Origin of the sequence: Epilithonimonas sp. (genome assembly GCF_032055105.1) — a bacterium.
Lineage (GTDB): Bacteria > Bacteroidota > Bacteroidia > Flavobacteriales > Weeksellaceae > Epilithonimonas.
Window position 1 is genome coordinate 1 of record NZ_DAMBRK010000012.1, and the last position, 26,077, is coordinate 26,077.

General features: G+C 34.8%; 21 protein-coding genes and 2 pseudogenes. 13 read left to right on the forward strand and 10 right to left on the reverse strand.

The window, feature by feature from the left end:
* Positions 1 to 195: 195 nt before the first annotated feature.
* The 3 genes and pseudogenes from RTY06_RS11015 to RTY06_RS11025 form a co-directional block, all read right to left on the reverse strand.
* Positions 196 to 345: a hypothetical protein gene (locus RTY06_RS11015; protein WP_312824893.1), complete on the reverse strand. Its 150-nt coding sequence runs from the start codon at positions 343 to 345 to the stop codon at positions 196 to 198.
* Between the two features lie 40 nt (positions 346 to 385).
* Positions 386 to 784 (reverse strand): glycosylhydrolase-like jelly roll fold domain-containing protein, encoded by a 399-nt coding sequence (locus RTY06_RS11020; protein ID WP_312824894.1) that lies wholly within the window; start codon positions 782 to 784, stop codon positions 386 to 388.
* A gap of 68 nt (positions 785 to 852) precedes the next feature.
* Positions 853 to 1,161, reverse strand: a pseudogene (locus RTY06_RS11025) (Crp/Fnr family transcriptional regulator); the annotation flags it as partial.
* A gap of 166 nt (positions 1,162 to 1,327) precedes the next feature.
* On the opposite strand from RTY06_RS11025, the gene RTY06_RS11030 reads away from it, so the two are divergent.
* The 8 genes and pseudogenes from RTY06_RS11030 to RTY06_RS11065 all read left to right on the forward strand — a co-directional run bounded on the left by RTY06_RS11030 (position 1,328) and on the right by RTY06_RS11065 (position 9,978).
* Complete coding sequence (locus tag RTY06_RS11030) at positions 1,328 to 1,711, forward strand: hypothetical protein (protein WP_312824897.1); 384 nt, start codon at positions 1,328 to 1,330, stop codon at positions 1,709 to 1,711.
* Between the two features lie 130 nt (positions 1,712 to 1,841).
* Positions 1,842 to 2,717 (forward strand): DUF3347 domain-containing protein, encoded by an 876-nt coding sequence (locus RTY06_RS11035; RefSeq protein ID WP_312825029.1) that lies wholly within the window; start codon positions 1,842 to 1,844, stop codon positions 2,715 to 2,717.
* A gap of 7 nt (positions 2,718 to 2,724) precedes the next feature.
* Positions 2,725 to 5,013 carry a multicopper oxidase domain-containing protein gene (locus RTY06_RS11040; RefSeq protein ID WP_312824899.1) on the forward strand — a complete coding sequence of 763 codons (2,289 nt, stop codon included), beginning with the start codon at positions 2,725 to 2,727 and terminating at the stop codon, positions 5,011 to 5,013.
* Between the two features lie 310 nt (positions 5,014 to 5,323).
* Entirely contained in the window at positions 5,324 to 5,461 is a 138-nt protein-coding gene (locus RTY06_RS11045; RefSeq protein ID WP_312824901.1) for a LysR family transcriptional regulator, read from the forward strand.
* Between the two features lie 105 nt (positions 5,462 to 5,566).
* Positions 5,567 to 5,999 (forward strand): annotated as a pseudogene (locus tag RTY06_RS11050) (LysR substrate-binding domain-containing protein).
* 485 nt (positions 6,000 to 6,484) lie between these two features.
* Positions 6,485 to 6,892, forward strand: a complete 408-nt coding sequence (locus tag RTY06_RS11055; RefSeq protein ID WP_312824903.1) for a putative sulfate exporter family transporter — start codon at positions 6,485 to 6,487, stop codon at positions 6,890 to 6,892.
* Positions 6,893 to 7,285: 393 nt separating this feature from the next.
* On the forward strand, positions 7,286 to 7,849 hold the full coding sequence (locus RTY06_RS11060) for a hypothetical protein (protein ID WP_312824904.1): 564 nt from the start codon (positions 7,286 to 7,288) through the stop codon (positions 7,847 to 7,849).
* Positions 7,850 to 7,854: 5 nt separating this feature from the next.
* Positions 7,855 to 9,978 (forward strand): cation:proton antiporter, encoded by a 2,124-nt coding sequence (locus RTY06_RS11065; RefSeq protein WP_312824905.1) that lies wholly within the window; start codon positions 7,855 to 7,857, stop codon positions 9,976 to 9,978.
* A gap of 111 nt (positions 9,979 to 10,089) precedes the next feature.
* Here RTY06_RS11065 and RTY06_RS11070 read toward each other — a convergent pair whose 3' ends face one another.
* The gene (locus tag RTY06_RS11070) at positions 10,090 to 10,515 is read right to left on the reverse strand and encodes an IS3 family transposase (RefSeq protein WP_409450847.1); all 426 of its coding nucleotides are present in this window, start codon (positions 10,513 to 10,515) and stop codon (positions 10,090 to 10,092) included.
* A gap of 156 nt (positions 10,516 to 10,671) precedes the next feature.
* On the reverse strand, positions 10,672 to 10,839 hold the full coding sequence (locus RTY06_RS16215; RefSeq protein WP_409450848.1) for an IS3 family transposase: 168 nt from the start codon (positions 10,837 to 10,839) through the stop codon (positions 10,672 to 10,674).
* A gap of 422 nt (positions 10,840 to 11,261) precedes the next feature.
* On the opposite strand from RTY06_RS16215, the gene RTY06_RS11075 reads away from it, so the two are divergent.
* A complete protein-coding gene (locus tag RTY06_RS11075; RefSeq protein ID WP_409450849.1) occupies positions 11,262 to 11,696 on the forward strand; it encodes an NAD(P)H-dependent oxidoreductase in 435 nt (144 codons plus the stop codon).
* Here the strand turns inward: RTY06_RS11075 and RTY06_RS11080 are convergent.
* Positions 11,682 to 13,886, reverse strand: coding sequence for a polyribonucleotide nucleotidyltransferase (locus RTY06_RS11080; protein ID WP_312824908.1), 2,205 nt, complete (start codon positions 13,884 to 13,886; stop codon positions 11,682 to 11,684). The two genes, RTY06_RS11075 and RTY06_RS11080, sit on opposite strands and share 15 nt — an antisense overlap.
* A 215-nt stretch (positions 13,887 to 14,101) precedes the next feature.
* Between RTY06_RS11080 and RTY06_RS11085 the strand changes: the two genes are divergently transcribed.
* Positions 14,102 to 15,340, forward strand: coding sequence for an MFS transporter (locus RTY06_RS11085; RefSeq protein ID WP_312824909.1), 1,239 nt, complete (start codon positions 14,102 to 14,104; stop codon positions 15,338 to 15,340).
* Between the two features lie 17 nt (positions 15,341 to 15,357).
* Here RTY06_RS11085 and RTY06_RS11090 read toward each other — a convergent pair whose 3' ends face one another.
* The 4 genes from RTY06_RS11090 to RTY06_RS11105 all read right to left on the reverse strand — a co-directional run bounded on the left by RTY06_RS11090 (position 15,358) and on the right by RTY06_RS11105 (position 21,180).
* Positions 15,358 to 16,446 carry a PepSY-associated TM helix domain-containing protein gene (locus tag RTY06_RS11090; RefSeq protein ID WP_312824910.1) on the reverse strand — a complete coding sequence of 363 codons (1,089 nt, stop codon included), beginning with the start codon at positions 16,444 to 16,446 and terminating at the stop codon, positions 15,358 to 15,360.
* Positions 16,447 to 16,455: 9 nt separating this feature from the next.
* Positions 16,456 to 18,768 (reverse strand): TonB-dependent siderophore receptor, encoded by a 2,313-nt coding sequence (locus RTY06_RS11095; protein WP_312824911.1) that lies wholly within the window; start codon positions 18,766 to 18,768, stop codon positions 16,456 to 16,458.
* Positions 18,769 to 19,014: 246 nt separating this feature from the next.
* On the reverse strand, positions 19,015 to 20,649 hold the full coding sequence (locus RTY06_RS11100; RefSeq protein WP_312824912.1) for an AarF/UbiB family protein: 1,635 nt from the start codon (positions 20,647 to 20,649) through the stop codon (positions 19,015 to 19,017).
* Positions 20,650 to 20,865: 216 nt separating this feature from the next.
* The gene (locus tag RTY06_RS11105; RefSeq protein WP_312824913.1) at positions 20,866 to 21,180 is read right to left on the reverse strand and encodes a DUF4286 family protein; all 315 of its coding nucleotides are present in this window, start codon (positions 21,178 to 21,180) and stop codon (positions 20,866 to 20,868) included.
* Positions 21,181 to 21,327: 147 nt separating this feature from the next.
* On the opposite strand from RTY06_RS11105, the gene gyrA reads away from it, so the two are divergent.
* The 3 genes from gyrA (at position 21,328) to fsa (ending at position 26,055) form a co-directional block, all read left to right on the forward strand.
* A complete protein-coding gene (gyrA, locus tag RTY06_RS11110; protein ID WP_312824914.1) occupies positions 21,328 to 23,919 on the forward strand; it encodes a DNA gyrase subunit A in 2,592 nt (863 codons plus the stop codon).
* Between the two features lie 20 nt (positions 23,920 to 23,939).
* Entirely contained in the window at positions 23,940 to 25,313 is a 1,374-nt protein-coding gene (locus tag RTY06_RS11115) for a hypothetical protein (RefSeq protein ID WP_312824915.1), read from the forward strand.
* 88 nt (positions 25,314 to 25,401) lie between these two features.
* Positions 25,402 to 26,055, forward strand: a complete 654-nt coding sequence (fsa, locus tag RTY06_RS11120) for a fructose-6-phosphate aldolase (RefSeq protein ID WP_312824917.1) — start codon at positions 25,402 to 25,404, stop codon at positions 26,053 to 26,055.
* Positions 26,056 to 26,077: the final 22 nt, after the last annotated feature.

The window sequence follows — 26,077 nt, forward strand, 5'->3', positions numbered from 1 at the left end:
AAAAATGAATAGACTTAAAATTGAATTAATTTAATAATGCACTACGAGTTATACTATTTATTTTGACCTGTTTCTCTATAATTTTTTAACGCAAAGTCCGCAAAGTTTTTTTAATTACTAACTGTTTTTAAGTTCACAAAGGCGTAAACTCAGCTAAGAACACAAAGATTGTTTCATTTGCAGGGTGTTTTTAAATTATTTTGAGAAATATACAGGAATTAATTGGATTTCGCCATCCAAACCTGAAATTTGTACGTTCCAGTTGGTAGCGTCGAACGGTTTGTAATCGATGTTTACAAAATTAATTTCGTGGTAATTTCGCCATTGAATTTTATTTTGATCCATATAACGGATTCGGTTGGCCATCAGGTTGGAAACTTCAATCTTAATGGTATTTTTTCAAATATTTTCCATCGTTGATTTCATATGGAAGGCTCCACACAATTCCTGCATCTTGCCCGTTGATGATGACTTTTGCACTTTCATACAATTTGTCGAATTTCAGTACAAAATCGTCTGCTTTTTTCTTTAATTTAAATGAAGTCGTGTAAACTCCTGTTCCCGAAAAACTCTGCGTTGAAGCATCTTCCGTGAAATTCGTCCACGGTTGAAGTTTCTCTAAAGTTTTTGATTTCGGAATTTCGGGCTCGCCTTCTTTGAAAGCAAGCTGCCAAGGTTGGTTTAAAACAATCAGAGCTTCGATTTTCTCAATATAGTTCCATTTTGAAATTGAATTATCTGGAGTTTCTGAAGCTTTTATAATTAAAGATTCTCCATATTTCAAATAAACTTTAACTGAATTATTTTGTGTTTCGGTAACACCTAAATCTCCGTTTTCATCAAAGCAATTTGGAAAAGAATTTCGGTATCTTCTTCCAACTCTGCCTTTATAATGCTTTTTTCGTTATGCATTCCGCCAAGAAAAGACATAATGCAACTTTCGCCAGCTTATATGTAGTATAGAAGAATCTCTCTCCCATCTTCTTCCGTCCGCATCACTTTCATCATCCCCTTCATTACAATCGGAATAGAGCGTATTGAAGAGTTTTCTTCCAAAATAATATCATCCTCATTATAGCTTTTTGTAACTCCTCTTTCGTAAAGCTTTTCCATCAGTTCTGATGACGAATTAAATTCAGATTCTAAAATTGATTTTTCCATTTAATTTTAGCTTGCGAAATTAATTTCTAATACATGATAGTTTTCTCAACAATTCAACACAGAGTTACAAAATTCAGAAATTCTTCCAAATTCAATTTTAACTTTGTATAAATTTTACAGTTTGTATTTAATAATCACAAAAAAATAAATTCATAAATTTGTCAAAGTGAAAAATTGGAGCAGACATATCACTTTTATTCTATTTCTATTCTTGGGATTTTTCTTGACTCCCAACTTAAGTTACGCCTGTTCAAAAATTTCAATTAAAACGGAACATCAGAAAGTTTCTAAAAATCATCACGAAAAAGCAGAAAAAAAAGACTGTTGCAAAACCAAATCTTGCGAAAATCATCACAATGAAAATGATTGTAATGGCAAATGCAAAGACAGCTCTTGTAGATGTGGCAACTCATCATTTAGCCTTTTCCTACCAACTGAGTTGAAAATAAATACTTCTTTTGATGTCATTGAGAAACATCAGTTTGAATTCACACAATCCTATTATTCTTTAGGTCACTACTCTATCTGGCAACCTCCAAAAATAGGTTAAAAATATTGGCTAACAGCCATAATTACGTCTTGTAAAAACCGAACTTCATTTTGATTTAAGTACATACAATCAATTTTAAAATTAATCAGAAATGGATGCTCAAAAATCTGTTTCTCAACATACAATTCTTATGAAATCAATATCAAAAATATTGATGGTTATCACCGTATTGCTATCATCAATCAACATATTCGCTCAAATTAAAAACGCAAAAACGGAAACCATTAAAATCTACGGCAACTGTGGAATGTGCAAATCGAATATTGAAAAAGCGGGAAATCTAAAAAATATAGCCCAAGTAGATTGGAATAAAGACACTAAAATGGCAACCATCATTTATGACGAAAAGAAAACCAATCAGGATGAAATTTTGAAACGTATTGCCTTAGCCGGTTATGACAGTGAAAAATTTTTAGCTCCTGACGATGTTTATGCCAAACTTCCGGAATGTTGCCTATACAAACGCGAACTAAAACCAATTGCAGTGGTAAAAGATTCTGGAATGGATATGAAATCTGAACACGGTAATCATAACCATAATGAAATGATGATGGGAAATTCAACGCAAGAAAATCAATCACAATTAAAATCAGTATTTGAAAACTACTTTTCTCTGAAAGATGCTTTGATAAAATCTGACGGAAGCAATGCGTCTGCTAAAGCTTTAGCATTGACAAAAGCGATACAAAACGTTGATATGAGCAAACTTTCAACCGAAGAACATACCGTTTGGATGAAAGTAATGAAAGACCTTGTTTTTGATGCAGAACACATCTCAGACACAAAAGATGTTTCACAGCAGAGAGACCATTTTACATCGCTTTCTGGGAATATGTATAAATTAATGAAAGTTACAAAACTGGATACTCCAGTGTACTATCAACATTGTCCAATGTTTAACAATGGTAAAGGCGCCAATTGGTTAAGCAAAGAGGAAGCTGTTAAAAACCCTTATTACGGCTCACAGATGTTGACTTGTGGAAGTACGGTTGAAACTTTAAAATAACAGAAATATGATTAAACTCAAAAATAATATTTTACTATTATTTCAGGCTATTTTCTTCCTGCTATTTTCACAATCACTTTTCGCACAGAAAGTCATACGTTATGAGCTGTTTGTAAAAGACACCTTAGTTAATTATGCAGGTAAAGAAAAAAGAGCCATTGCCGTGAACGGACAAATTCCGATGCCTACACTTACGTTTACTGAAGGCGACATCGCAGAAATTGTTGTTCATAATCAATTGAAAGAAAGTACTTCTCTTCATTGGCACGGCGTATTTCTGCCCAACAAAGAAGACGGCGTTCCCTGGCTTACCCAAAAACCGATTGCGCCAGGCGCAACTTACACGTATCGTTTTCCAATCATACAAAGCGGAACACACTGGTATCATTCCCATTCGGGATTGCAGGAGCAGATTGGGATGTACGGCAGTTTTGTAATGAAGAAAAGAAAGGACGATAAAACATTTAGAAAAGGCATTGATGATTTACCGGAAGTTCATATTGTTTTAAGCGAATGGACCAACCTTAATCCAAAAAATGTTGACAGAATGCTGCATAATGCCAATGATTGGGCTGCGATTAAGAAAAATGCAACACAATCTTATGCAGAAGCCATTCGGGAAGGATATTTTAAAACCAAGCTCAAAAACGAATGGAAACGGATGTTGGCAATGGATGTCAGTGACGTTTATTATGACAAAGTATTAATGAATGGCAGCAATGCCACAGATTTGAAAACCATCGATGGCAAATCATTGAAAGCAGGCGATAAAGTCAGGTTAAGAATATCCAACGGTGGAGCTTCTTCGTATTTCTGGTTGCGTTATGCAGGTGGAAAAATTACGGTAGTCGCCAACGACGGAAACGATGTAGAACCTGTAGATGTTGACCGATTAATTATTGGGGTTTCTGAAACCTATGATGTGATCGTTACGATTCCTTCTGATGGTGTGGCTTATGAATTTTTGGCAACAACCGAAGATAGAACGCAGTCTGCAAGTTATTTTGTGGGTAACGGTATCAAACAGTTGATCTCCCCACTTCCCCGCCTCAAATATTTTGAAGGAATGAAAATGATGAACGGTATGATGAAAATGAACGGCGACCTAGATGATATGGGAATGAAAATGAGTCTGAACAAAATGGATATGAACGTTGTAATGTATCCGGAAATTACCGGACAAGCTGGAAAGAAAGGAGACCACAGCCAACATACTATGGATATGAAATCCGGAATGAAGATGGACGACGACCCAAATCGATACAACGCCAATGCTTTGGGAGACATTACAACGCTTAATTATTCAATGTTGCAGTCACCATACAATACGACATTGCCTAAAGATGCGCCTGTAAAAGAATTGAAATTTACCCTTACCGGAAATATGAACCGATATGTTTGGAGTATGGATAATAAAATCCTTTCCGAAACAGATAAAATTCCTGTAAAAAAAGGTGAAATTTTACGCATTACCATTTATAACAATTCGATGATGCGTCATCCGATGCACCTTCACGGATTTGACTTCAGGGTAATTAATGGAAAAGGAGAAAAATCGCCACTAAAAAACGTTTTGGATATTATGCCAATGGAAACCGATACCATTGAATTCCTCGCAAATGAAGAAGGAGATTGGTTTTTCCACTGTCACATCCTTTATCATATGATGTCGGGGATGAACCGTGTTTTTGCTGTCGGTAATTATCACAATCCTAATTTGCCGGACAAAAAACAAGCCTACAATATGTTGCAAAGAGAAAGCAATATGCCTCATTTTATGGCAGAAAATGATTTTGCAACCAATGGAAACGACGGACAGGCAATGTTACAAAATACCCGATGGAGCGTAGGTACAGAATGGCGATTGGGCTACAACAGTATGCACGGTTATGAAGTGGAAACTCACCTCGGTAGATACATCGGAAAAATGCAGTGGCTGATGCCTTTTATTGGATTTGATTGGCGATACCGCAAAATGGGAATGGATCAGCAGGAGAAAAACCTGTTTGGGCAGACCAACGAAAAAGATATCCGAAGAGCCTTTAGTTTAGGGATAATGTACACTTTGCCGATGTTGGTCAATTTTCAAGCGGAAGTTTATCACGATGGTATTATAAGATTAGCCTTGATGCGTGAAGATATTCCGATTTCTAAAAGATTGAGAGGAGGATTTATGGTGAATACCGATAAAGAATATATGGGCGAACTCAAATACATCATTAATAAAAACATCGGCATCCGAGCTCATTACGACAGCGATATGGGTTGGGGAGCGGGAATTTCGATTGTTTATTAAGATGATTAAAATCTAAGCCTTTCAGAACTTTGAAAGGCTTAATATCTTTGAAATTCTGGGAACTTTATCAGATAAAGATCCAATCAAATCTAGTGGACCGGAAATAAAACAATATACAAACAAATCACTGAACGATACTTTTTTAAGCAAATTAGTTTTCAATATATTGACCATTCTATTCCTTTTGATACGATTCAGAATTTTTTATTTTTACATTTAAAAGAAAATAAATAGCAGATGTTCGATTTCAGATTGAAAGTATTTTTTACCGTAGCCAAAAAGGCTCAATTTTACCAAAGCTGCGAAAGAATTGTACATCACGCAGCCTGCCGTTACTAAGCATATCAAAGAGATTGAACACCATTTCAAGGTTAAACTTTTTGACAGAAACGGAACAAAAATAAAACTAATGCCACCCGGCGAATCTTTACTTCAGTATGCGGAATAGGTATTTTTAATCTACCAAAAATTGGAATTTGAACTGAATGCTTTTACTCAAAACAAATCAGGAACGCTGATTATTGGTGCAAGTACAAAGGCTGCACAATATCTGTTGCCACCTATGTTGGCGGCTTTTCATCACAAGTTTGACAATATAAAAGTACAGTTGGTTACGGGAAACAGAACAGATTGAGCAAGCTTTTCAAAATAAAAATATCGACCTTGGAATTATTGAAGGAAAATCAAGAAATACAATATTTAAATATACTCCTTTCGTTAAAGATGAATTGGTACTGGTTGGAAAATCAGGACATCCTCTATCAAAAAAATCATCTGTAAAAGTAGATGATCTAATAAAGTATATTTTTCTTTTACGCGAGCCGGGTTCTGGAACACTTGAAGTCATTGAACGCGTCCTCAAGCAGTCAGGTATAAAAATAAGTGATCTCAATTTAGAAATGCAGTTGGATAGTTCGGAAAGCATCAAAATATATTTACTCAATTCTGAAGCCTTGGCTTTTCTTTCCATATATACTATTTTTTAAAGAACTTAAAAATAACGAATGTGCAGTTATTGATGTGAAAGGGCTTACTATCGAGAGGGAATTCAATTTCATTCAAATACAAGGCGACAGCGAAAATCTTTCCGATCTATTTATAAGATTTGCACTTAACTATAACTTTAAGTAATGGAAGATTATTTATTTTGATTTCTTTTCTACTGATGATTTGATGGATTTTGTACTATAAAATTAAAGAATCATATTATGTAAGATCATCAAAATAATACAGAAAAAAAGTCTTTACGAAGATTCTTAGAAAAAAGTATAATAGTCAGAGAAGTTATTTTTTTCATACTCGTTGTGTTATGTCTTTCTCCTTTTGTATCGCCCCTTATTGCATTGCTTTTTGGGCTGATTGTTTCACAGTTCATCGGCCATCCTTATCTCCATCTTAACCACAAGGCAACGCATATTCTTTTGCAGGTCTCAGTCGTAGGATTAGGCTTTGGAAGAATGTAACCAGCGCAATGAAAGCAGGCAAGGAAGGAATTGTTTTTACCATAGTTTCCATCATAGGAACTTTGGTGATCGGATATTTGATGGGAAAATTCCTCAAAATTGACAAAAAGAGTTCCTATCTGATTTCTGCAGGAACAGCTATCTGTGGAGGCAGTGCCATTGCAGCCAATTCACAGGTTATCAAAGCCGAAGAAAAGCAGATTTCTGTAGCGTTGGGTATGGTTTTCATCCTTAATTCAATTGCATTATTCATTTTCCCAATAATCGGTCACGCATTGAATTTGTCTCAGACCCAGTTTCGTTTATGGAGTGCTATTGCTATTCACGATACCAGTTCAGTATTGGGAACAGCCAGCAAATACGGTACACAGGCTTTGGAAGTGGCAACTACAGTGAAGTTGGTAAATGTCATTTAGCACCTTCAAAATATTATCTATATCTGCTAATAAATGGTTTTGATAGAGTTCTGTCGAGTTCACAAACGCCAAAATAGTTCCAATTTAATCCAAATTGGTTTTTTTGCTTTTGGTTAGATTAATATCTTTTTTGTTTTATTAAATTTAAGTTCAAAATACAAAAAAATAATAATTTTCAGTAAATAATAATTCTTGCAAATCATTAGGACTTTCTTGGTATATTAAAGCACATCGTTACCTAATTTTTGGAAGCAAGATATTTGTTGGTATATTCAAATATCATGTTTTCTTACTCATTTTTTATTAATCCGTCTTCTAACTTAAATTATTCTCACTGCGAAAGCTTGGATTTTGGTTTAAATTTTTCTTATATTTAGGCTACAACTTAGCTCTATGAAAAATCCAATACTTTTAATTTTCCTCTTATTATTTCTTATAAATTGCGATAACAAAGACAAAGCAAATGACCTAGCCTTGCGAGAACAACAGCTATTGGATAAAGAAAAAATATTCGCACAGAAAGAAGCAGAATACCAATCTTTGCTTAAAATGAGAGACAGTATTTTTAGCAAACAACATTCAGACTCCATTAAAATTATAAAATGGCCAGATGAAATTGCAGGTTCTTGGACAGGAAAAGTAATCTGTACAGAATCTAACTGCAGCGATTATGTTGTAGGCGACCAACGGACAGATACTTGGGAATTTGCCAGCGATTCTCTACAGCTTTTCAGCAAAATCATTAACAATAATAATTTGGTACGGTTATACTCAGGAAAATTTGAGAATAATGAAATCAAGCTGAATTTTAAAACAGATTCCACCGCAAAAAAACAAGTGGACATGAATGTTCTTCTGAATGATATTTCAGAAACAAAGATGAAAGGAGTAAGAACCATTGCCGTTGATAACTGTATGGCAAAGTTCTCCGTAGAATTGGTACGTTCTAAAAAATAACACAAATGACTTTACTAAGCATACACAACCTCAGTCTTCCGATTGAAGACCCGGTACTGAAGTTTCTTTTGGTGCTCATCATTATTTTGGCAGCACCACTTTTACTCAATAAAATCAAAGTTCCGCATTTGTTGGGATTAATTATTGCCGGAGCAGTGATTGGCCCAAACGGATTCAATGTTTTAGCCAGAGACAGCAGCATTGTCGTTACAGGAACAACAGGATTGCTCTACATTATGTTTCTTGCAGGTCTGGAAATTGACATGGGAGATTTCAAGAAAAACAAATGGAAAAGTCTAACTTTTGGGCTATATACTTTCATTGCTCCTTTTGTTTTAGGTTATCTCGGTGGAATTTATGTTCTTGGCTTTTCGGTATTGACTTCGATACTTTTTGCAAGTTTATTTTCCTCACATACCTTAATAGCTTATCCTCTAGTTAGTAAATTAGGTATTGCTAAAAATCCAGCAGTCAACATTACGGTTGGAGGAACGATGATTACGGATGTTTTAGCATTATTGGTTCTTGCTATTATTGTAGGAATGTCTCAAGGTGATGTCGGAACAGAATTCTGGTTAAAACTTTCTATTTCATTTATCGTTTTTGCACTGGTTGTTTTATTCATATTCCCGATAATTGGAAGATGGTTTTTCAAAAAAGTGGATGATAAAATTTCGCAGTATATTTTTGTATTAGTGATGATTTATCTGGCAGCACTTTTAGCAGAATTTGCAGGTGTTGAAGCCATAATCGGAGCTTTCTTTGCCGGGCTAGCTCTAAACAGATTGATTCCGCATACCTCTTCATTAATGAACCGAGTGGAATTTGTTGGAAACGCCATTTTCATTCCGTTTTTTCTGATTAGCGTTGGAATGTTGATTGATTTTAAAGTATTTTTTAAAAGCTGGGAAACTCTGGAAGTTGCAGGAATTATGCTCGTTGCATCCATTGGGGGAAAATATCTTTCAGCAGTAGCTACACAAAAAACATTCAGACTGACTAAAGATGAAGGAAAACTTATTTTTGGCTTGAGTTCCGCTTCGGCAGCAGCAACTTTAGCTTCTGTAATGGTGGGTTACAACATTATCCTTTCCGAAACTGAAACCGGAGAACCCATCAGATTATTAAATGAACACGTTTTGAACGGTAGTATTTTATTAATACTTGTTTCATGTACGATTTCATCATTTATTTCCATGTCGAGTGCACAGAAAATTGCAGAACAGGATAATGAAGAGACCGTTTCAGGAAACAGCCACGAACAGGAAAATATTCTTTTAGCTTTAAATCACGAGGGAACTGTTGAAAGAATGGTCAACCTCGGGATTTTAATTAAAGCCCATTCCAACACTGAAAATTTATTTGCTTTAAATGTCATTAATGAAGATAAAAATGAATCTTCGGTAAAAAATGCGGAAAAGCTCTTACACAACGCAACAGATGCAGCCGCCGCAGCAGATGTGAAAGTTCAGTCTTTAAAAAGATATGACAATGATGTCATTAATGGGGTTAATAATGTCATCAAAGAACAAAATATTACCGATTTGATTATCGGTTTAGAAGATGAAAAAGGCTTTTCCCCTTCTTTCGCTTATAATTTATACAACGGCTATCTGCAAAGTGATGATGTGAATGTTTTGGTTTATCACGCTGCACAACCTCTATCAACCATAAAAAAATATGCTGTAATGATTCCTGAAAAGGCGCATAAAGAAGCAGGTTTCTTTCACGCTTTATTGAGAGTATGGAATATTGCGAGAAATTCAGGCGCTACGACTACATTTTATGCCTCGGAAGAAATTATCGATATCCTGCAAAGAATTATTAAGAAAGCCAATATCGAGGCAGAGTTTATCATTATGAATACCTGGAAAGATGGTGAAAAAACAGCAATTCAGCTAAAAGATGATGAAGCGCTTATCGCATTTATGGCAAAAAGAGGAATGAGATCTTATATCCCACAAATGCGATTGATTCCAGAGTTGCTCAACAGGTATTTAAATGATAAAAATTATTTGCTAATTTTTCCTTTTTCTGAGTTTGATAAGATCAATTCTGAGAAGCGTTCGGTAGGAAATCACGATGATTTTATGGAAATCGGAAATATCATTAAAAAGATTTTCAGATAACTAAAACATCCAAAAATAATCTCAATATTTATTAATTTCAAATTTCTAACTATAATTTATAGGTATAATGAAAAATTGGATATGCAAACAAAATTTCCAGTATAAGTTAAGCTACATTTTTATAATTTTTTTTTGATTGTTAAACTCTTCAATAGTTTGATAATTCAAGGTACTATGGCGTCTTTTTTTGTTATACCAGATTTCAATGTATTCAATTTCCAACTCCATCTTTTCTTTTTTGATGAACTTGTTTCCATAAATGAGTTCTGTTTTCAAAGATTTGAAAAAGCTCTCCGCCACAGCATTATCCCAACAATTTCCTCTGCGACTCATACTTCTTGTAACGCCATAAAATTCCAAAGTATTTGCAAATTTCCGGCTTGCATATTGAACGCCTCTGTCGCTATGAAAAATTAGACTTTCCCCTATTTTTCTGTTCTTGACAGCCATTTTCCAGGCAGCAAGACTGGTCTCTTCGGTGCTCATTCCGTTGCTTAAACTCCATCCAATAATTTTTCGATCATATAAATCAATCACTGTTGTTAAGTATAAAAATCCTTCTTTGGTCTGAATATAAGTGATGTCTGAAACTCAAACTTAAGCAGGTTTTTCGGTTATAAAATTTCTGTCCAACACTTTTTCTACCACCAAATAATTGTGTTTAGAGTTTGTAGTCACTTTAAATGTCTTGCTTTATTTACTTCTCAAACCAAATTTTTTCATATATTTTGCAATGGTTATTCTGGAGATCTCATAGCCTAAAGAATTCAATTCAAAAGTAATCCTTGGGCTTCCGTAACGCTGTTTTGATGAAAAATATATTGATGTGATTTGCTGTTTTACTTTTTCTTTCAAAAGCAATTTCTTGCTAATCGGTCTGCTTTTCTACTTATAATAACAGCTGGAGCTCAGTTTTAAAAACTGGCACATCTTTTCAATAGGGAAAATAGATTCATTATTTTTTATGAATTTATATTTCATCGACCGCTCTTGGAAATCGAAGATTCGTGAATTCCTTTAAAATAAATTAAAAATAATGAACAAAAGATGCCGATTGCTTTTTTTAATATATCGCATTCCAGTTCTGCATCTTTCAGGTTTTTTCCAACTCATGAATCTTTTCCAGCTCCCTTGCGAGTTCTGACACATTAGTTCGTTCTTTGCTTAGCTGAACAGCTTTGATTTTAAAAGCAGGGTCGTAGATTTTTCGCTCTTGTTTTATAAGTTAAAATTAAGGTTTATGCTTAACTTTAACTGGACACTAAATTAGTACATCCATTCCGATATGGTGGATGTATATTCCTTTTTCTCTTAAAGAATATATTGATAAAGTCTTTACGACTGGGCATCGAAAAGGTATGTATTACAGTGACGGAAGAAAAACAGACAACCCATCCCACAACTATGGAACCGGAGGATTGATGCATGGAAGAGAATATCTCATCACCAGCACTTGGAATGCACCGGATACGGCGTTTACTATTCCCGAAGAATTTTTCCAAGGCAAAAGTGTTGATGATGGTGTATTTTTCCCATTTCACAGAATGAACGCATTCTGCGGATTAGAACCTCTTCCAAGACAACATTTTCACGATGTCGAAAAAAATGGGTCACCTGAGCTGGTTGCAAAATTTAAAGAAGACTATTCCAACAAAAAAATCCCCCGAATATTCGAGGGATTTAATATAATTAAGATTAAAATCTTAAGCTTCAGATGAAGGATTTTTATTTTCAGGTTTGTTACCTTCCGGTCTTGGACCTCTCTGTTCACCTTCTTTCTTTTCTGGTCTTGGTGGTCTTGGCAACAAAACTTTTCTAGAAAGCTTCATTTTCTTACGGTCATCATAACCCATAAATTTCACCTCAACTTCGTCCCCTTCTTTGTAAGGCACTTTATCAAGTCTTGCCCACTCGATTTCTGAGATGTGAAGTAAGCCTTCAGTACCTTTAGCAATCGCTACGAAAGCTCCGAAATCCATTACTTTCACTACTTTGCCTTGATAAACTTCACCTACAACAGGTACAAAAGTAATCTCGTTGATTTTCGCAACCGCTTCATTGATTTTCTCTCTGCTGATACCGGAAATTTCGATTCTTCCGATTTCTCCAACTTCTTCGATAGCGATAACCGTATCGGTATCTTTCTGCATCTGCTGAATGATTTTTCCACCAGGCCCGATGACAGCTCCAATGAAATCTTTAGAGATTTCCATCATCACCATTTTCGGAGCGTGAGGTTTCACATCTTCTCTTGGCTCAGCAATAGTTTCAGTGATTTTATTTAAAATATGAAGTCTTCCGTCCCTAGCTTGTAGAAGCGCTTTCTCCATAATATCCATAGAAAGACCCTGGATTTTGATATCCATCTGGCAAGCTGTGATTCCGTCTTCAGTTCCAGTTACTTTAAAGTCCATATCCCCTAAGTGATCTTCATCTCCTAAGATATCAGAAAGCACAGTGAATTTCCCCGTTTTAACATCAGTTACCAATCCCATTGCAATACCAGAAACCGGCTTCTTGATTTGAACACCTGCATCCATCAATGCTAAAGTTCCTGCACAAACAGTCGCCATAGAAGATGATCCATTAGATTCAAGGATATCAGAAACTACACGGATGGTATAAGGATTTTCTTCAGGAATCATATTTGCCAAAGCTCTTTGAGCTAAGTTTCCGTGACCAACTTCTCTTCTAGAAGTTCCTCTTAAAGGACGAGCTTCACCCGTTGAGAATGGAGGGAAGTTATAATGAAGGAAGAATCTTTCGTCATAATTTACCATTACGCTGTCCACCATATTTGCATCTTTCACAGAACCAAGTGTTACAGCCGTTAAAGACTGAGTCTCCCCTCTTGTAAAGATTGCAGAACCGTGCGCTCCCGGTAAATAATCGATTTCGCTCCAAATCGGGCGAATTGTTTCAGGATCACGACCATCAAGACGGATTTTATCATTCAAAATCATCTGACGCATCGCTTCTTTTTCCACATCGTGGTAATATACTTTTACGAAAGGTGTTACTCTTTCCAATTCTTCAGCATTTTCAACATATTGAGCTAAGAATTCATCACGTACTGCTTTGAATTTTTCACCTCTTTCTTCTTTGCTTGAAGGCGTTTTTGCTACTTCGTAAACTTTATCGTAAGTTTCTTTCCACACTTTCTCACGGATGGCTTCATCGTGATTTTCGTGGTTGTATTCTCTTTTAGGGAAAGATTTACCAACTTTTTGAGCTAGTCTTTCCTGAGCTTCTACTTGTTTTTTGATTTCTTCGTGAGCAAAAGTAATCGCTTCAAGCATTTCTGCTTCTGTAATTTCTTTCATCTCACCTTCCACCATTACGATAGAATCTTTTGTTGCTCCAACCATAATATCAAGGTCAGATTTTGCAAGATCTTCGAATTTTGGATTGATAGAAAGTTGACCATCGATTCTTACCACTCTTACTTCAGACATTGGTCCGTTGAAAGGAATATCAGTAATTGCGATCGCTGAAGACGCCGCCAAACCTGCTAAATCATCAGGAATCGACTGTCCGTCATAAGAAATTAATGAAATCATTACCTGAACTTCCGCGTGGAAATCTTCAGGGAACAAAGGTCTCAAAACTCTGTCTACCAAACGCATTGTAAGGATTTCCTGATCTGAAGGACGAGCTTCTCTTCTGAAAAAGTTTCCAGGGATTTTACCACCTGCATAGAATTTTTCTCTGTAATCAACTGTTAAAGGTAGAAAATCTACACCAGGATTGGCTTCTTTGTTGGCTACAACTGTTGCTAAAAGCATAGTTCCGCCCATTTTTACTACTACAGATCCGTCAGCTTGTTTTGCCAATTTCCCTGTTTCGATTGTGATTTCTCTGCCGTCTGCAAGAGTAATCAGCTCTGTAATTGCTTGAGGTGCACTCATAAATTGTTTGTGTTGCGCTCCGTATTGAGCACTTTTTAATTAATGTATTTCGTCTAAAATTTGTTGCAAAATTAGTCTTTTTGTTTTAATTTTTTGAAAATCCATCGAAATATAGATTTTAATACCCTATTTTTACATAACAATTAATCAAAAGAGGTTTATGAATCTCTTTAAATCAAGTAAAAATCCTACATTTTACTTCTCGAATATTTCTTATGAAAAACGAAACTTCTTTTCTCAAAAATCCATTTTTTATTTCTTGGATTTTAGCACTACTATTTTACTCTTTAGAATATGCTATTCGCTCATCACCTAGCGTGATGATTGGTAATCTTCAAACAAATTACGACACCAGCTCTACGGAAATAAGCTCTTTAATAAGCGCTTATTACATCACTTACTCCATCACCAGTCTTGCTGCCGGATTATTCCTCGACAGGTACGGAGCCAAAAAACCAGTTTTTTTCGGAATATTGGTTTTAGCTATAGGCTGTTTACTTTTCGGAGGTTCTTATTATGATATTGGATATGCTGGTAGACTGATGCAAGGCATGGGTTCTGCTATGGCTTTTCCTGCTGCAGTTTATATTGCGGTTAAAGCTTTCTCGGGAAAAAATCTTGCTACAGCTATCGGAGTCACACAAACTTTGGGGATGTTAGGTGGGTCTGCAGGACAGAAATTAAGCAACAGTTATTTATCTGGTGGAAATTCTGTAAATAGTATTTGGATAATTTTTGGTGTGATTTCTTTGATTCTAGCTTTACTAGCATTTGTATTTATCCCTAAAACAGACACTAATACAAATTCAGAAAAACAAAAGAATATTTTTGATAACTATAAAATCATCTTTAGTAATCCGCAGAGTTATTTATGCGGATTGATTTCGGGTTTTTTGTTTGCTCCAACAACGATTTTCGCAATGATTTGGGGTGTTAATTTTTTACAGAAGACAAGAAATATATCTCTGGAAAGTGCCACTGTAGCTTGTGCTTTAGTTCCTATTGGATGGGCAATTGGATGTCCACTTCTAGGTTGGATTGCCGACAAGATAAAACGAAGAATTCCTGTAATAGTTGGAGGTGCAATTTTGATGGCTACTAGTCTCTTACAATTATCTTATTTACCAGATTTGGTTTCAGAAAATATCTCGTTTTTATTTTTAGGAATTGGTTCTGGTGCAGCAATGATTCCTTATTCTATCATCAAAGAAGTAAATCCTGACAAAGTAAAAGGAAGTGCAGCTGGTGCCATTAATTTTTTAACTTTTGGAGTAACCACACTTTTAGCACCTTTGTTTTCAAAATTATTTGGTTCTAAACTTACAATTGGTTTAAATGATAATTCCCTGCTTCAGCACTCTTTACTATTTTTCGTTATTGGGATTTTTGGAACTGTTATTATTTCATTTTTCTTGAAAGAAACTGGTAATGTAAAACCAGCAGAGACTAATTAATTCTAATCATCATTTAATTAAGCAATAGCTTTCTTATAAGTATTCGGTTTCTTCTTTTTCTTTTTTCCAAACCAAATAGTAAAACCAGTTATAGGCAACGAAACTCCTATAAGAGTAACAAGAAAATAAATTAACTTTCCGATAAAGCCAAAAGCACTCCCTGTGTGCAAAGGTTTCATCCAAGATTTGATCTGTGAATTAATACTAATTTTTTCATAAGAAGCGTCTCTAAGTAAAGCACTTGTTTCCGGATGATAATAGAAATCATCTTTACCTATAGAAACATTGACATAATCTTTTTTCTTATCCGGAAGACCAATTGTTACATTCTCATTCCTTGCTTTCAGGTAATATTCCTGAGAAAGCATCTCATAAGTTTGAGCACTTATTTTGTGGCTATTTGTATTGAACTTAATATCATCATCGGATTTAAATATAGGATAACTCCAAGTGATTCCTGTAAGACACATTAGCATTAATAAAGGCGCTGAGTAGATACCTCCTACTGCGTGAAAATCCCAATTCAAGCGTTTTGCACTGGCGTCCCATTTTATTTTAGTCCTTTGCTTCAGTATATTTTTATTTTTTGGCCACCATAAGATGATTCCCGTTAAAATAATCAAGATATAAGCAATGCAACAGATGCCTGTTATGGTTTTACCTATTTTTCCCATGATGAGTTTTCTATGAAACTCTTCCATCCAAGTAAACAGATTGCGGCCAGGCTTTATAACGTTTTGGACTTTTCCATTATAAGGATTAACGCCAATAAAACTTCTCTCCAGACGAGAACCTGCTGTAACAAAAAGAACATTCCCTCCTTTCCCCAAATCTTTGGTAAGAACTATTCGTGCGATTTTTTTATCTTCAGAATGTTGTTTGGCTGACTCCAGTAAGTTTTTGATTGGTAATAATGCATTAGTATTACTTCCATCTTTTGCAAAATAGAACTCAGGATAAATGACAGGTTCAAGCTCGTCTTCAAAAGACAAGACCGCACCACTTGCTGCAACAAGAACAAAAACAAGACCTACAACCAAACCAACCCACAAATGAACCGTAGAAACCAGCTTTTTGAAGAAAGAAGGTTTATTCTTTTTTTTCATGATTATCTTTTAAAACGTGTAACCTACAGATAGCATAAAGTTACGTGGAGCTCCTGGAAATAATCGAGCATAATTAAATCCACCAACCCAGTAGATTTTATCAAAAACATTGTTGACATTAATTGCCATACGGAAATGATCAATCTGATAGAATACTGCAGCATTAGCAACTACATAAGCAGGTAATTCCAAAATAGATTCGTTGGTAAGTCTTTTGGTTGCATAATTAGCACCAGCAGCAAAGCCTATCCCATCTAGAAAACTACCGTGTTTAAAACTATATCTTGCCCAGATATTCCCTTGGCTTTTTGGAGCATTAGGCATAATACTTCCCACTTCTGCAGGGATATCACTTTCCGTTATTTTAGCAATGTTATAAGAGAAAGCAGCCGTTAAACTTAGATTCGGAAGGATACGTCCATTGATATCCAGTTCTACACCTTTTGCCTGCTGTTGTCCAACTTGTCTTAACAAGTCTGGATTAGTAGTATCCAAAGCATTGATAAGAATATTATTTTGTTCAATATAATAAGCAGCTGTTGTAAGAGAAAGCATTTTTTGGAATAACTCAAACTTAGCCCCAAATTCTACCATTTTACTTTTCAAAGGGTCAAAAGGTCCACCGAAAGTTTCAGGACTACCTATTGTTCCGGCACTTTGTGGCTGATATCCCTGATTGTAAGTTCCATAAACGCTTATATTATCTGTAGGTTCGTAAACAATTCCTAATCTAGGCGTGAATGCCTTTTGCTGAATATTCTTTTCCGAATTGGTAGTGTAACCTTGAACATCTGTGTAATATTCTTGTCTCAATCCAATCAAAGCTTTCCATCTTCTCCACGAGATCTGATGCTGTACATAGATACCATTTAGAAAATATTTTGATGGCATTTCTTCTTTACTAACATTAATATAATTGGATATCTCTGAAATAGAATAATCCGGATTTGCTAAATTAAAATAAGGTACGTTAGGAACAGGCATATTGTCCTTGATCATATATTTTTCAGGATGTTTGGGATCGTATTTTGAAATAACACTTTTACCATCAGCAGACAGAAAACCTGAAGCATTATAAGTGGAATTACCTTTAGGAAATATCTCCTGAATATGATCATAACCAACCAAAGTTTTATGGTTGAATTCTCCTGTTTTATAATCAAAGGTCAAATAACTTGTAAAATTATCTATGTAATTCTTACGAAGTCTTTTAATGGTCTGCATTCCCATCAATGTAGGAATTTCATTACCTGCAACATCCACAGCAAAATTATTAGACGTACGATGTTCCAAAAGATCTTCATCATACATCGATCTCAAATAAGAAGCATTGAATGAAATATGTTCAGTGAACTTATGTTGCAAAGAAACTGTTGTGAAAATACTTAGTTCTTTTTGATAGTCATTTTTCTTTCCAATAGCAAAGGAAATTGGTACAGAATAAAGATTTGTTCCTTGAGTTGCACCAAAAATAGGCTGTCCACGATCCAATCTTCCATCGGTATATTGATACACGAAATCAAAATTGACACTGGTTTTTTCATTCGGGATAAAAGAGAATGATGGCGCTACAACATAAGCGGTCTGATCCTGAAGAATACGAAAAGACTCAGTATCCTGATAAGCCAAATTTAAACGATACAATAAGGTTTTCTTTTCATTCATAGGACCTGTAAAGTCTCCCAAAATTCTATTCGTTTTGAAACTTCCGGTAGAAAAATTAACGGAGTTTCTGACTTCCTTCAAAGGTTTTTTGGTTACAGTATTGATTGTACCACCTGGATCTGTATTCGCGAACAATGCCGATGCTGGACCTTTAATCACTTCTATCCTTTCCACATATGGCGTAAGATTTTGTGCCCAACCTCTGGTAGAGATTCTTTGCCCGTTAATCAACGTGTTGGAAGCTCGGAAACCACGCAAAACAAAATCATTATTATTATAGGAACTTTGATTCACTCCACTGATGTTCTTCACTGCATCACTTGTCTTGAAAGCGGCCTGATCATCAAGCGTTTCTTTCGTAACATAATTAATAGACTGAGGAACATCCATAAGATCCACATCTGTTTTTGTTGCACTAAAAGTTTTGGTGTTCTTATAACCACGTTCTTTACGACCAATGATCTCAACAGTGTGAATCTCAAATGTATTATCGTCCGAAGAGTGGTTCTTTTTTACATTCAAATTAGTAGCTTCATTTTTTACTGAAGCAATAGTATCATTAGTTGGTTTGTTTTGATTAGTTTCTTGAGCTGAAAAACGCTCTGAAGCAAAAAAATAGAAAGCTAAAGCACTTAGTAAAGTGATTTTTTTATTCATAGAAATTAAATGAGAACTTTTAGTACAATATTTTTGAAAAGGAAATTAATTTGAGTAACTTTCCGAAGTCATAATAAGATACAAAAAGCCTACTCAAGACCATTTTCAGTGCAAAATTAAAACTTAATTAGATTAAATAAAAATAATAAAGTTTAGTTTTTAACTAAATTTAACATTACGTTAAAATAGACTAGTAATCTCTTAATATTGAGTTAACAAAAGTGTAGAATAAACACTTATCCGAAATTATTTCCTAGCAATTCTTAATAATAATACTGCAACTAAAACAACAGAAAGTAAAAATCCTAGAACAGCAACCAGAGACATCTCTCCAATTCTAGGTCCGGACTCTGAAACAAAAACAATCGCTGTTGCAATAATATTGGCTCCTAAAACCATTGCTAATATTAGATTAATAATACTTGATTTGATAAGTTGATTAGTCTTCTCAATATTTTTAATTTCACTCGAGATAGTGAATTTATTATCATCCAGCTTTTGAAGAACAGATCGCAATTCTTTTGGAATCTCATCCACATTTTCAGTGAAATTGATCATCTTATCCATTCCGTTCTTGAACAGTTTTTTTGGACTAATTTTTCTCGTTAATATCTTTTTAGTGTATGGACGAAGACTCTTTACAATATCAAGGTCAGGATTAATGCTTCTCCCAACACCTTCTATCAAGCCAATTCCTTTAAATAAAAGATAAAAATAATCTGGCATATAGATTCGATTATCTTTTAAAACATCTTTCATTTTATTAATGATGATATGAGGATCGATGTCTTTAAGAGAACTACTGTGAACAAAATTCAAAACGTCTTCTACATCGCTTTCAAATCTTTTTTCATCCGGAATTTCATAACTAACCGCCATTTTTTTGAGATAACGAACAATCTTATTAGAATTTTTCGCAACGAAAGCAACGATAAGACTTTCAAGAATATCCTTATCATTCGGCTGAATTTTACCAACTGCACCAAAATCTATAAAGATCACTCTCCCATCTTTTTTAACCAAAATATTGCCAGCGTGAGGATCAGCGTGGAAAAATCCAAAATCCAAAATCTGAGAAACAAAAAGCCTTAAACCAACTTCAGAAATTTTGATTGGGTCGATATTGTTATTTAAAAGTTCTGTTTTGTCTGTAACCTTTATTCCATCAATAAACTCCATACAGAGGACATTATTATTGGAAAATTCGTCATAAACAATCGGAACATAAGTTTCTTTATTATTTTTAAAATTTAAAGCAAATTGTTTGATATTATTTCTTTCATTTACCAGCGAAACTTCTTCTAACAAAGACTTTTCAAAAGTGGCGATAGCTTGTTTCAGATTCAGTTTTGAAGCTATTTCGGAATATGTTGAAATTAGTTTTATTAAATCTTTAATCAACAATAAATCGTCTTCAATGACTGATAAAACATCTGGTTTTTTGATTTTAAGAATCACTTCTTCGCCAGAAATCAAAGTCGCTTTATAAACTTGGGCAATAGAAGCCGTCGCCACAGGTTTTGTGATAATTTCTGAAAAATGTTCTTTGACAGAAATATTGAATTCGTTTTCAAGAATTTCTTCAACATTCATTTCGACAACTTCCACTCTATCCTGAAGTTTCTGCAACTCCTGAATCAATTCTGCTGGCAACAAATCTTCCCGATTACTGAATGTCTGACCCAACTTTACGAAAGTCGGCCCTAACTCTTCCAAAACCAATCTGATCCTTTCATAAATTGTACCTTTCGAAACAATTTCTTCAGAATTCACTTCTGGCTTTTTCCCCATTCTTGCAATCAAATCCTTGAATCCATATTTGCTTAGAACAGAGATTAATTTGGCAGATCTTTTCAGTTTTCGTTGTTGTTTGTCGAACATATTGATAAATATAAAGGAGCTACAAAGTAACTCCAAAAATTATTCCTACTGTCTAGAAAATCATTTAACCACAAAAGTCTCAAAAGAAAATCTAAAATAAAAATCTGGAAAAGAACAAACAGCCAACTTAAAAAAAACTTTTTTGAACTTTGACAAAACTTAAGAAAGATATGACTTTATGACTTTTGTGGTTAAAAAAATCTAAGTAAGCTCTGTTTAAAACCTCTTCTTTTTTGGATTAAGAAAAGTTGGAAAAACCATCACTTCGGGACCAAATTTTTGTGCAATTCTTTCCTCAAGATTGACCAATTCGCTTTCCATAAACTGATCGCGTATCTGATCATTATCAAACCATAGAAAAAGATTGGTATTTTTCCCTTCATTGATCATATCCGAATGAACTTCCGATAGGATGTATTTTTCTACATCTATCAGATTTTTAACCATCTGGTGAAGATCATTTTCGACGTAAATGTCCCACTCTTCTATTCTATCTTCGATCGTATGAAATGTTATACTAAGGATGCTCATATTTTTAATTTTTTATGATTAATGTTGATAAATTCAGAATGCAAAAATCGTATTTTTTTTGTAAATTAGCCCGTTACAAAAAACAGAAAAACTCAACGAGTCAGAATTTAATATAATTTTCTGATTTACAATAAATTAAAAATATTTATGCAAAAGGAAGGAGAAAGGTTAATACCTATCAACATTGTTGATGAAATGAAAACCTCCTACATCGATTATTCGATGTCGGTAATTGTATCAAGAGCTTTACCTGATGTAAGAGACGGCTTAAAACCCGTTCACAGACGTGTTCTTTACGGTATGTATGGTCTCAATGTATTTTCAAATAGAAAACATTTGAAATCTGCCAGAATCGTTGGAGACGTTTTAGGTAAATATCACCCACACGGTGACAGTTCTGTTTATGATGCAATGGTGAGAATGGCACAACCTTGGAGTTTGCGTTATGAGCAAGTTGATGGTCAAGGTAACTTCGGTTCTATGGATGGTGACCCTCCTGCAGCAATGCGTTATACAGAAGCAAGACTTAAAAAAATCTCCGATGAGATTCTTGCCGACCTAGATAAAGAAACAGTTGATTTTCAAAATAACTTTGATGACTCTTTACAAGAACCAACTGTTCTACCAACAAAAATCCCAAATCTTTTAGTTAACGGAACTTCCGGAATTGCAGTTGGTATGGCAACGAATATGGCGCCACACAACTTATCTGAAAGTATTGATGCAATCTGCGCCTATATCGATGACAGAGACATCACAATTGATGAGCTAATGAAGCACATCATTGCTCCGGATTTCCCAACTGGTGGAATCATCTATGGATATGATGGTGTTCGTGATGCTTTTCACACAGGAAGAGGACGCATAGTTCTAAGAGCAAAAGTTGGTTTCGAAGAGATTGGAAATAGAAATGCAATTATTGTAACTGAGGTTCCTTATCAAGTGAACAAAGCTGAGATGATTGCAAGAACTGCAGAATTAGTAAAAGATGATAAACTTCCTGGAATCTATGAAATCCGTGATGAATCTGATAGAACTGGTTTAAGAATTGTTTACGAATTAAAGAATGATGCGATTCCAAATGTTGTATTAAACCTTTTGTATAAATATACTTCTCTACAAACCTCGTTTTCAGTTAATAACATCGCTTTAGTTAAAGGAAGACCTGAACAATTAAATTTAAAAAGTCTAATTCATCATTTCGTAGATCACCGTCACGAAGTCATTATAAGAAGAACAGAATACGAACTAAAAAAAGCCAAAGAAAGAGCACACATTCTTGAAGGCTTTATGAAAGTCATAGGAACTCAGGATTCTCTTGACAGAGCAATTGCAATCATCCGTCACAGTGAAAATCCAGCAGCTGCAAAAGAAGGTTTGATTACCGAGTTCGAATTGTCAGAAATCCAGGCTCAAGCTATTCTAGATCTTCGTCTAGCTCGTCTAACGGGAATGGAATTGGATAAAATCCGTGCGGAGTATGAAGAGATAATGGCTTTAATCAAAGATTTGGAAGATATTCTTTCTAATGAACCAAGACGTTATCAAATCATCAAAGACGAACTTCTTGAAATTAAAGAAAAATATGGCGACGAAAGACGTTCCGAAATCGATTATTCTGGTGGAGAATTCTCTATCGAAGACATCATTCCTGATGAAAAAGTTGTTTTGACGATTTCTCACGCTGGTTACATCAAGAGAACTCTTTTATCGGAATATAAAGTACAATCCAGAGGTGGTGTTGGAAACAGAGCCGCAACTACAAGAGATGAGGATTTCCTTGAATATATCGTAACAGCAACCAACCACGAATATCTTCTATTCTTTACAGAAAAAGGGAAATGTTTCTGGCTGAGAGTTTTCGAAGTTCCAGAAGGTTCCAAAACCGCAAAAGGAAGAGCTGTTCAGAATTTGATCAATATCGAACCAGATGATAAGATCAAAGCCTATATCAGAACAAAAGATCTTAAGAATCAAGAATACATCAACCAAATGAATGTGGTGATGATTACCAAAAACGGAACCATCAAGAAAACGTCTTTGGAAGCTTATTCTAGACCAAGAACCAATGGTGTGAATGCTATTGAAATCCGTGATAATGATGCATTATTAGGTGCAAGATTAACAGACGGAAATTCTGAAATAATGATTGCGACCAAAAACGGAAAATGTATCCGTTTCCCTGAAGAAAAAGCAAGAGCAGTTGGTAGAAGTTCTATTGGTGTAAGAGGTATTTCTCTTGAAGATAACGACGAGGTTATCGGTATGATTGTTGTAAATGACTTGGAAAATGATACTGTTTTAGTAGTTTCGGAAAGAGGTTATGGTAAGAGAACAGCAGTTGAAGATTATCGTATAACAAACCGTGGCGGAAAAGGTGTAATTACGCTTAACATTACGGAAAAAACGGGGAATCTAATCGCTATTCAAAGTGTAACAGATGAAGACGGATTAATGATCATTAACAAGTCCGGAGTTGCTATCAGAATGAATATGAACGAAATGCGCGTGATGGGTAGAAATACTCAAGGTGTGAAAGTGATCAACCTTAAAGCTAAGGACGAGATTGCTGCCATTGCAAAAGTTGAAATGGACAGAGATGTAGAAGATGAAAACGAAGAAGACCTTGAAAATGAAGACAATAACACTGAAACAATCGTCAACCAATCTCAAATAGAAGAAAATCAGGACAATTCTGAAAACGAAAACAGTGAAGAATCTTCTGACAACAACGAATAAAAATTAAAAGTACTTATAAAATGAAAAAATTAGTTTTAAGTTTAGCTATCTTATCTGCAACATTTGTTTTGGCGCAGAAAAAAGAAATTGCTAATGCTGTAAAAGCAGTTGACTCTGGAGATCTTTCAACGGCTAATTCAGAAATTTCAAAAGCTGAAGGTATTTTTGGTGATAAAACTTATTTATTAGAACCATCTGTTCTTGAGCAATATTATTATGCAAAAGGATTATCACTAATCAAAGCAGGAAAAAATATTGAAGGAGCAGAATATCTTTCAAAAATTAATAGCCTTAGTTCTGCAGCTATTTTCACAGGAAAAGATGCGGGAAAAAATAAGGTTTATTTTGTCGGAAAAGAAGCAGCTGATAAATTCGGAGCTGGATTATCTTTGAAAGAAGAAAAATATTCGCCTTCTTTATCCGAAAAAGTTAGAAGTAACGTAAACGCTCTTCTACAAACGGCTAGTACCGAAGCAACAAAAGAATACGGAAATAAAAACTATGACAAAGCTGGAGAAAAATTCGCTGAAACGTATTATCTCTTAAAAGCAGGAGGCCAAGATAATAAAACCTATCTATACTACTCTGGTATTGCTTATGCACAGTCAACCGACAGCAAGTCTAAAGGAGCAGACATTCTTGTATCTTTAATCAAAGACGGATACACTGGCGAAGAAACGGTTTATACTGCCAAAAATACTAAAACAGGCCAAGTAGAAACGCTTGACAAAGCAGCTTTTGATCTTTATAAAAAGACTAAGGATTATACGGATTTCAAAACCGAAAAAACACCAAGCAAACAAGAGGAACTTTATGAGGTTGCGGCATCATTACTTTTTGAACAAAAAAGATATGACGAAGCAGGAAAATTGGCAGAAGAAGGACTTAAAAAATTCCCTAAAAACCAATCTCTTTCGCAGACACAAAGCAATTCTTACTTCAAATCTGGTAAAACAGACGAGTTTATAAACAACTTAAAAACAAAAATTGCTTCTAATCCAAACGACAAAGAAAGCTTGTATAATCTTGGAGTAATGTTGAGTAAAGATCCTGCAAAACAAGCTGAAGCAGAGGCTACTTTCAAAAAATTAGTTGATATTGATCCAAAATTCCCAAATGCAATGAACAATTTGGTTTTTGCAATTCTTGGAGAAGATGAAGCTGCAATCAACCAATACAGAGACTTGAAAAAAGCTGGAAAAATAGATGAAGCGAACAAAGTTCTTGAACAAAGAAGAGCTAGATTCCAAAAAGCTTTACCTTATGCAGAAAAAATGTATGCAAACGATCCTAACAACAAAGAGGTTGTAACCCTTCTAAAAGGGATGTATATGACAACTCAGAATACTGCAAAGTATAACGAGTTCAAAGCTAAAGAAGCTGCAATAAAATAATCTAAAAGGAGCCAATTGGCTTCTTTTTTTGCTTCTATCTCACAAACTAATAATGTATATTTGCTAATAATTTTTCAAAAAACTTAATATGAAATTTTTTATCGACACAGCCAACTTAGATCAAATTAGAGAAGCTCAAGATTTGGGAATCCTAGATGGCGTTACAACCAACCCTTCTCTTATGGCAAAAGAGGGAATCTCTGGCAAAGAAGCTATCAACAAACATTATGTTGATATTTGTAATATCTCTGACGGAGATGTTTCTGCAGAAGTTCTTTCTACAACCTACGAAGAAATAATCAAGGAAGGCGATGAATTAGCTGCTTTGCACGAAAGAATCGTTGTAAAAATCCCAATGATCAAAGACGGCGTGAAAGCTCTTAAATATTTCTCTGACAAAGGAATTAAAACAAACTGTACTTTGATTTTTTCTGCTGGTCAAGCTTTATTAGCGGCAAAAGCTGGTGCAACTTATGTATCTCCGTTTCTAGGAAGATTAGATGATATTTCTGTTGATGGTCTTAATCTAATTGAAGAAATCAGAACCATTTATGACAATTATATGTTTGACACAGAGATTCTTGCAGCATCTATCAGAAGTCCTATGCATATCATCAATTGTGCTAAAATTGGAGCAGATGTTATCACTTCTCCTCTGCCATCAATCCTTAATTTATTGAAACATCCATTAACGGATTCTGGACTAGCTCAGTTTGTTGCTGATTCTAAGAAATTAGGATAAAATCATTTAAATAAAAAATAGT

What these genes read in the sequence shown, in the direction of transcription:
- RTY06_RS11015 (WP_312824893.1), bottom strand. Translation starts at nt 345, where the DNA reads ATGGATCAAAATAAAATTCAATGGCGAAATTACCACGAAATTAATTTT.
- RTY06_RS11035 (WP_312825029.1), top strand. Translation starts at nt 1,842, where the DNA reads ATGAAATCAATATCAAAAATATTGATGGTTATCACCGTATTGCTATCA.
- RTY06_RS11040 (WP_312824899.1), top strand. Translation starts at nt 2,725, where the DNA reads ATGATTAAACTCAAAAATAATATTTTACTATTATTTCAGGCTATTTTC.
- RTY06_RS11055 (WP_312824903.1), top strand. Translation starts at nt 6,485, where the DNA reads ATGAAAGCAGGCAAGGAAGGAATTGTTTTTACCATAGTTTCCATCATA.
- RTY06_RS11060 (WP_312824904.1), top strand. Translation starts at nt 7,286, where the DNA reads ATGAAAAATCCAATACTTTTAATTTTCCTCTTATTATTTCTTATAAAT.
- RTY06_RS11065 (WP_312824905.1), top strand. Translation starts at nt 7,855, where the DNA reads ATGACTTTACTAAGCATACACAACCTCAGTCTTCCGATTGAAGACCCG.
- RTY06_RS11080 (WP_312824908.1), bottom strand. Translation starts at nt 13,886, where the DNA reads ATGAGTGCACCTCAAGCAATTACAGAGCTGATTACTCTTGCAGACGGC.
- RTY06_RS11085 (WP_312824909.1), top strand. Translation starts at nt 14,102, where the DNA reads ATGAAAAACGAAACTTCTTTTCTCAAAAATCCATTTTTTATTTCTTGG.
- RTY06_RS11090 (WP_312824910.1), bottom strand. Translation starts at nt 16,446, where the DNA reads ATGAAAAAAAAGAATAAACCTTCTTTCTTCAAAAAGCTGGTTTCTACG.
- RTY06_RS11095 (WP_312824911.1), bottom strand. Translation starts at nt 18,768, where the DNA reads ATGAATAAAAAAATCACTTTACTAAGTGCTTTAGCTTTCTATTTTTTT.
- RTY06_RS11100 (WP_312824912.1), bottom strand. Translation starts at nt 20,649, where the DNA reads ATGTTCGACAAACAACAACGAAAACTGAAAAGATCTGCCAAATTAATC.
- RTY06_RS11105 (WP_312824913.1), bottom strand. Translation starts at nt 21,180, where the DNA reads ATGAGCATCCTTAGTATAACATTTCATACGATCGAAGATAGAATAGAA.
- gyrA (WP_312824914.1), top strand. Translation starts at nt 21,328, where the DNA reads ATGCAAAAGGAAGGAGAAAGGTTAATACCTATCAACATTGTTGATGAA.
- RTY06_RS11115 (WP_312824915.1), top strand. Translation starts at nt 23,940, where the DNA reads ATGAAAAAATTAGTTTTAAGTTTAGCTATCTTATCTGCAACATTTGTT.
- fsa (WP_312824917.1), top strand. Translation starts at nt 25,402, where the DNA reads ATGAAATTTTTTATCGACACAGCCAACTTAGATCAAATTAGAGAAGCT.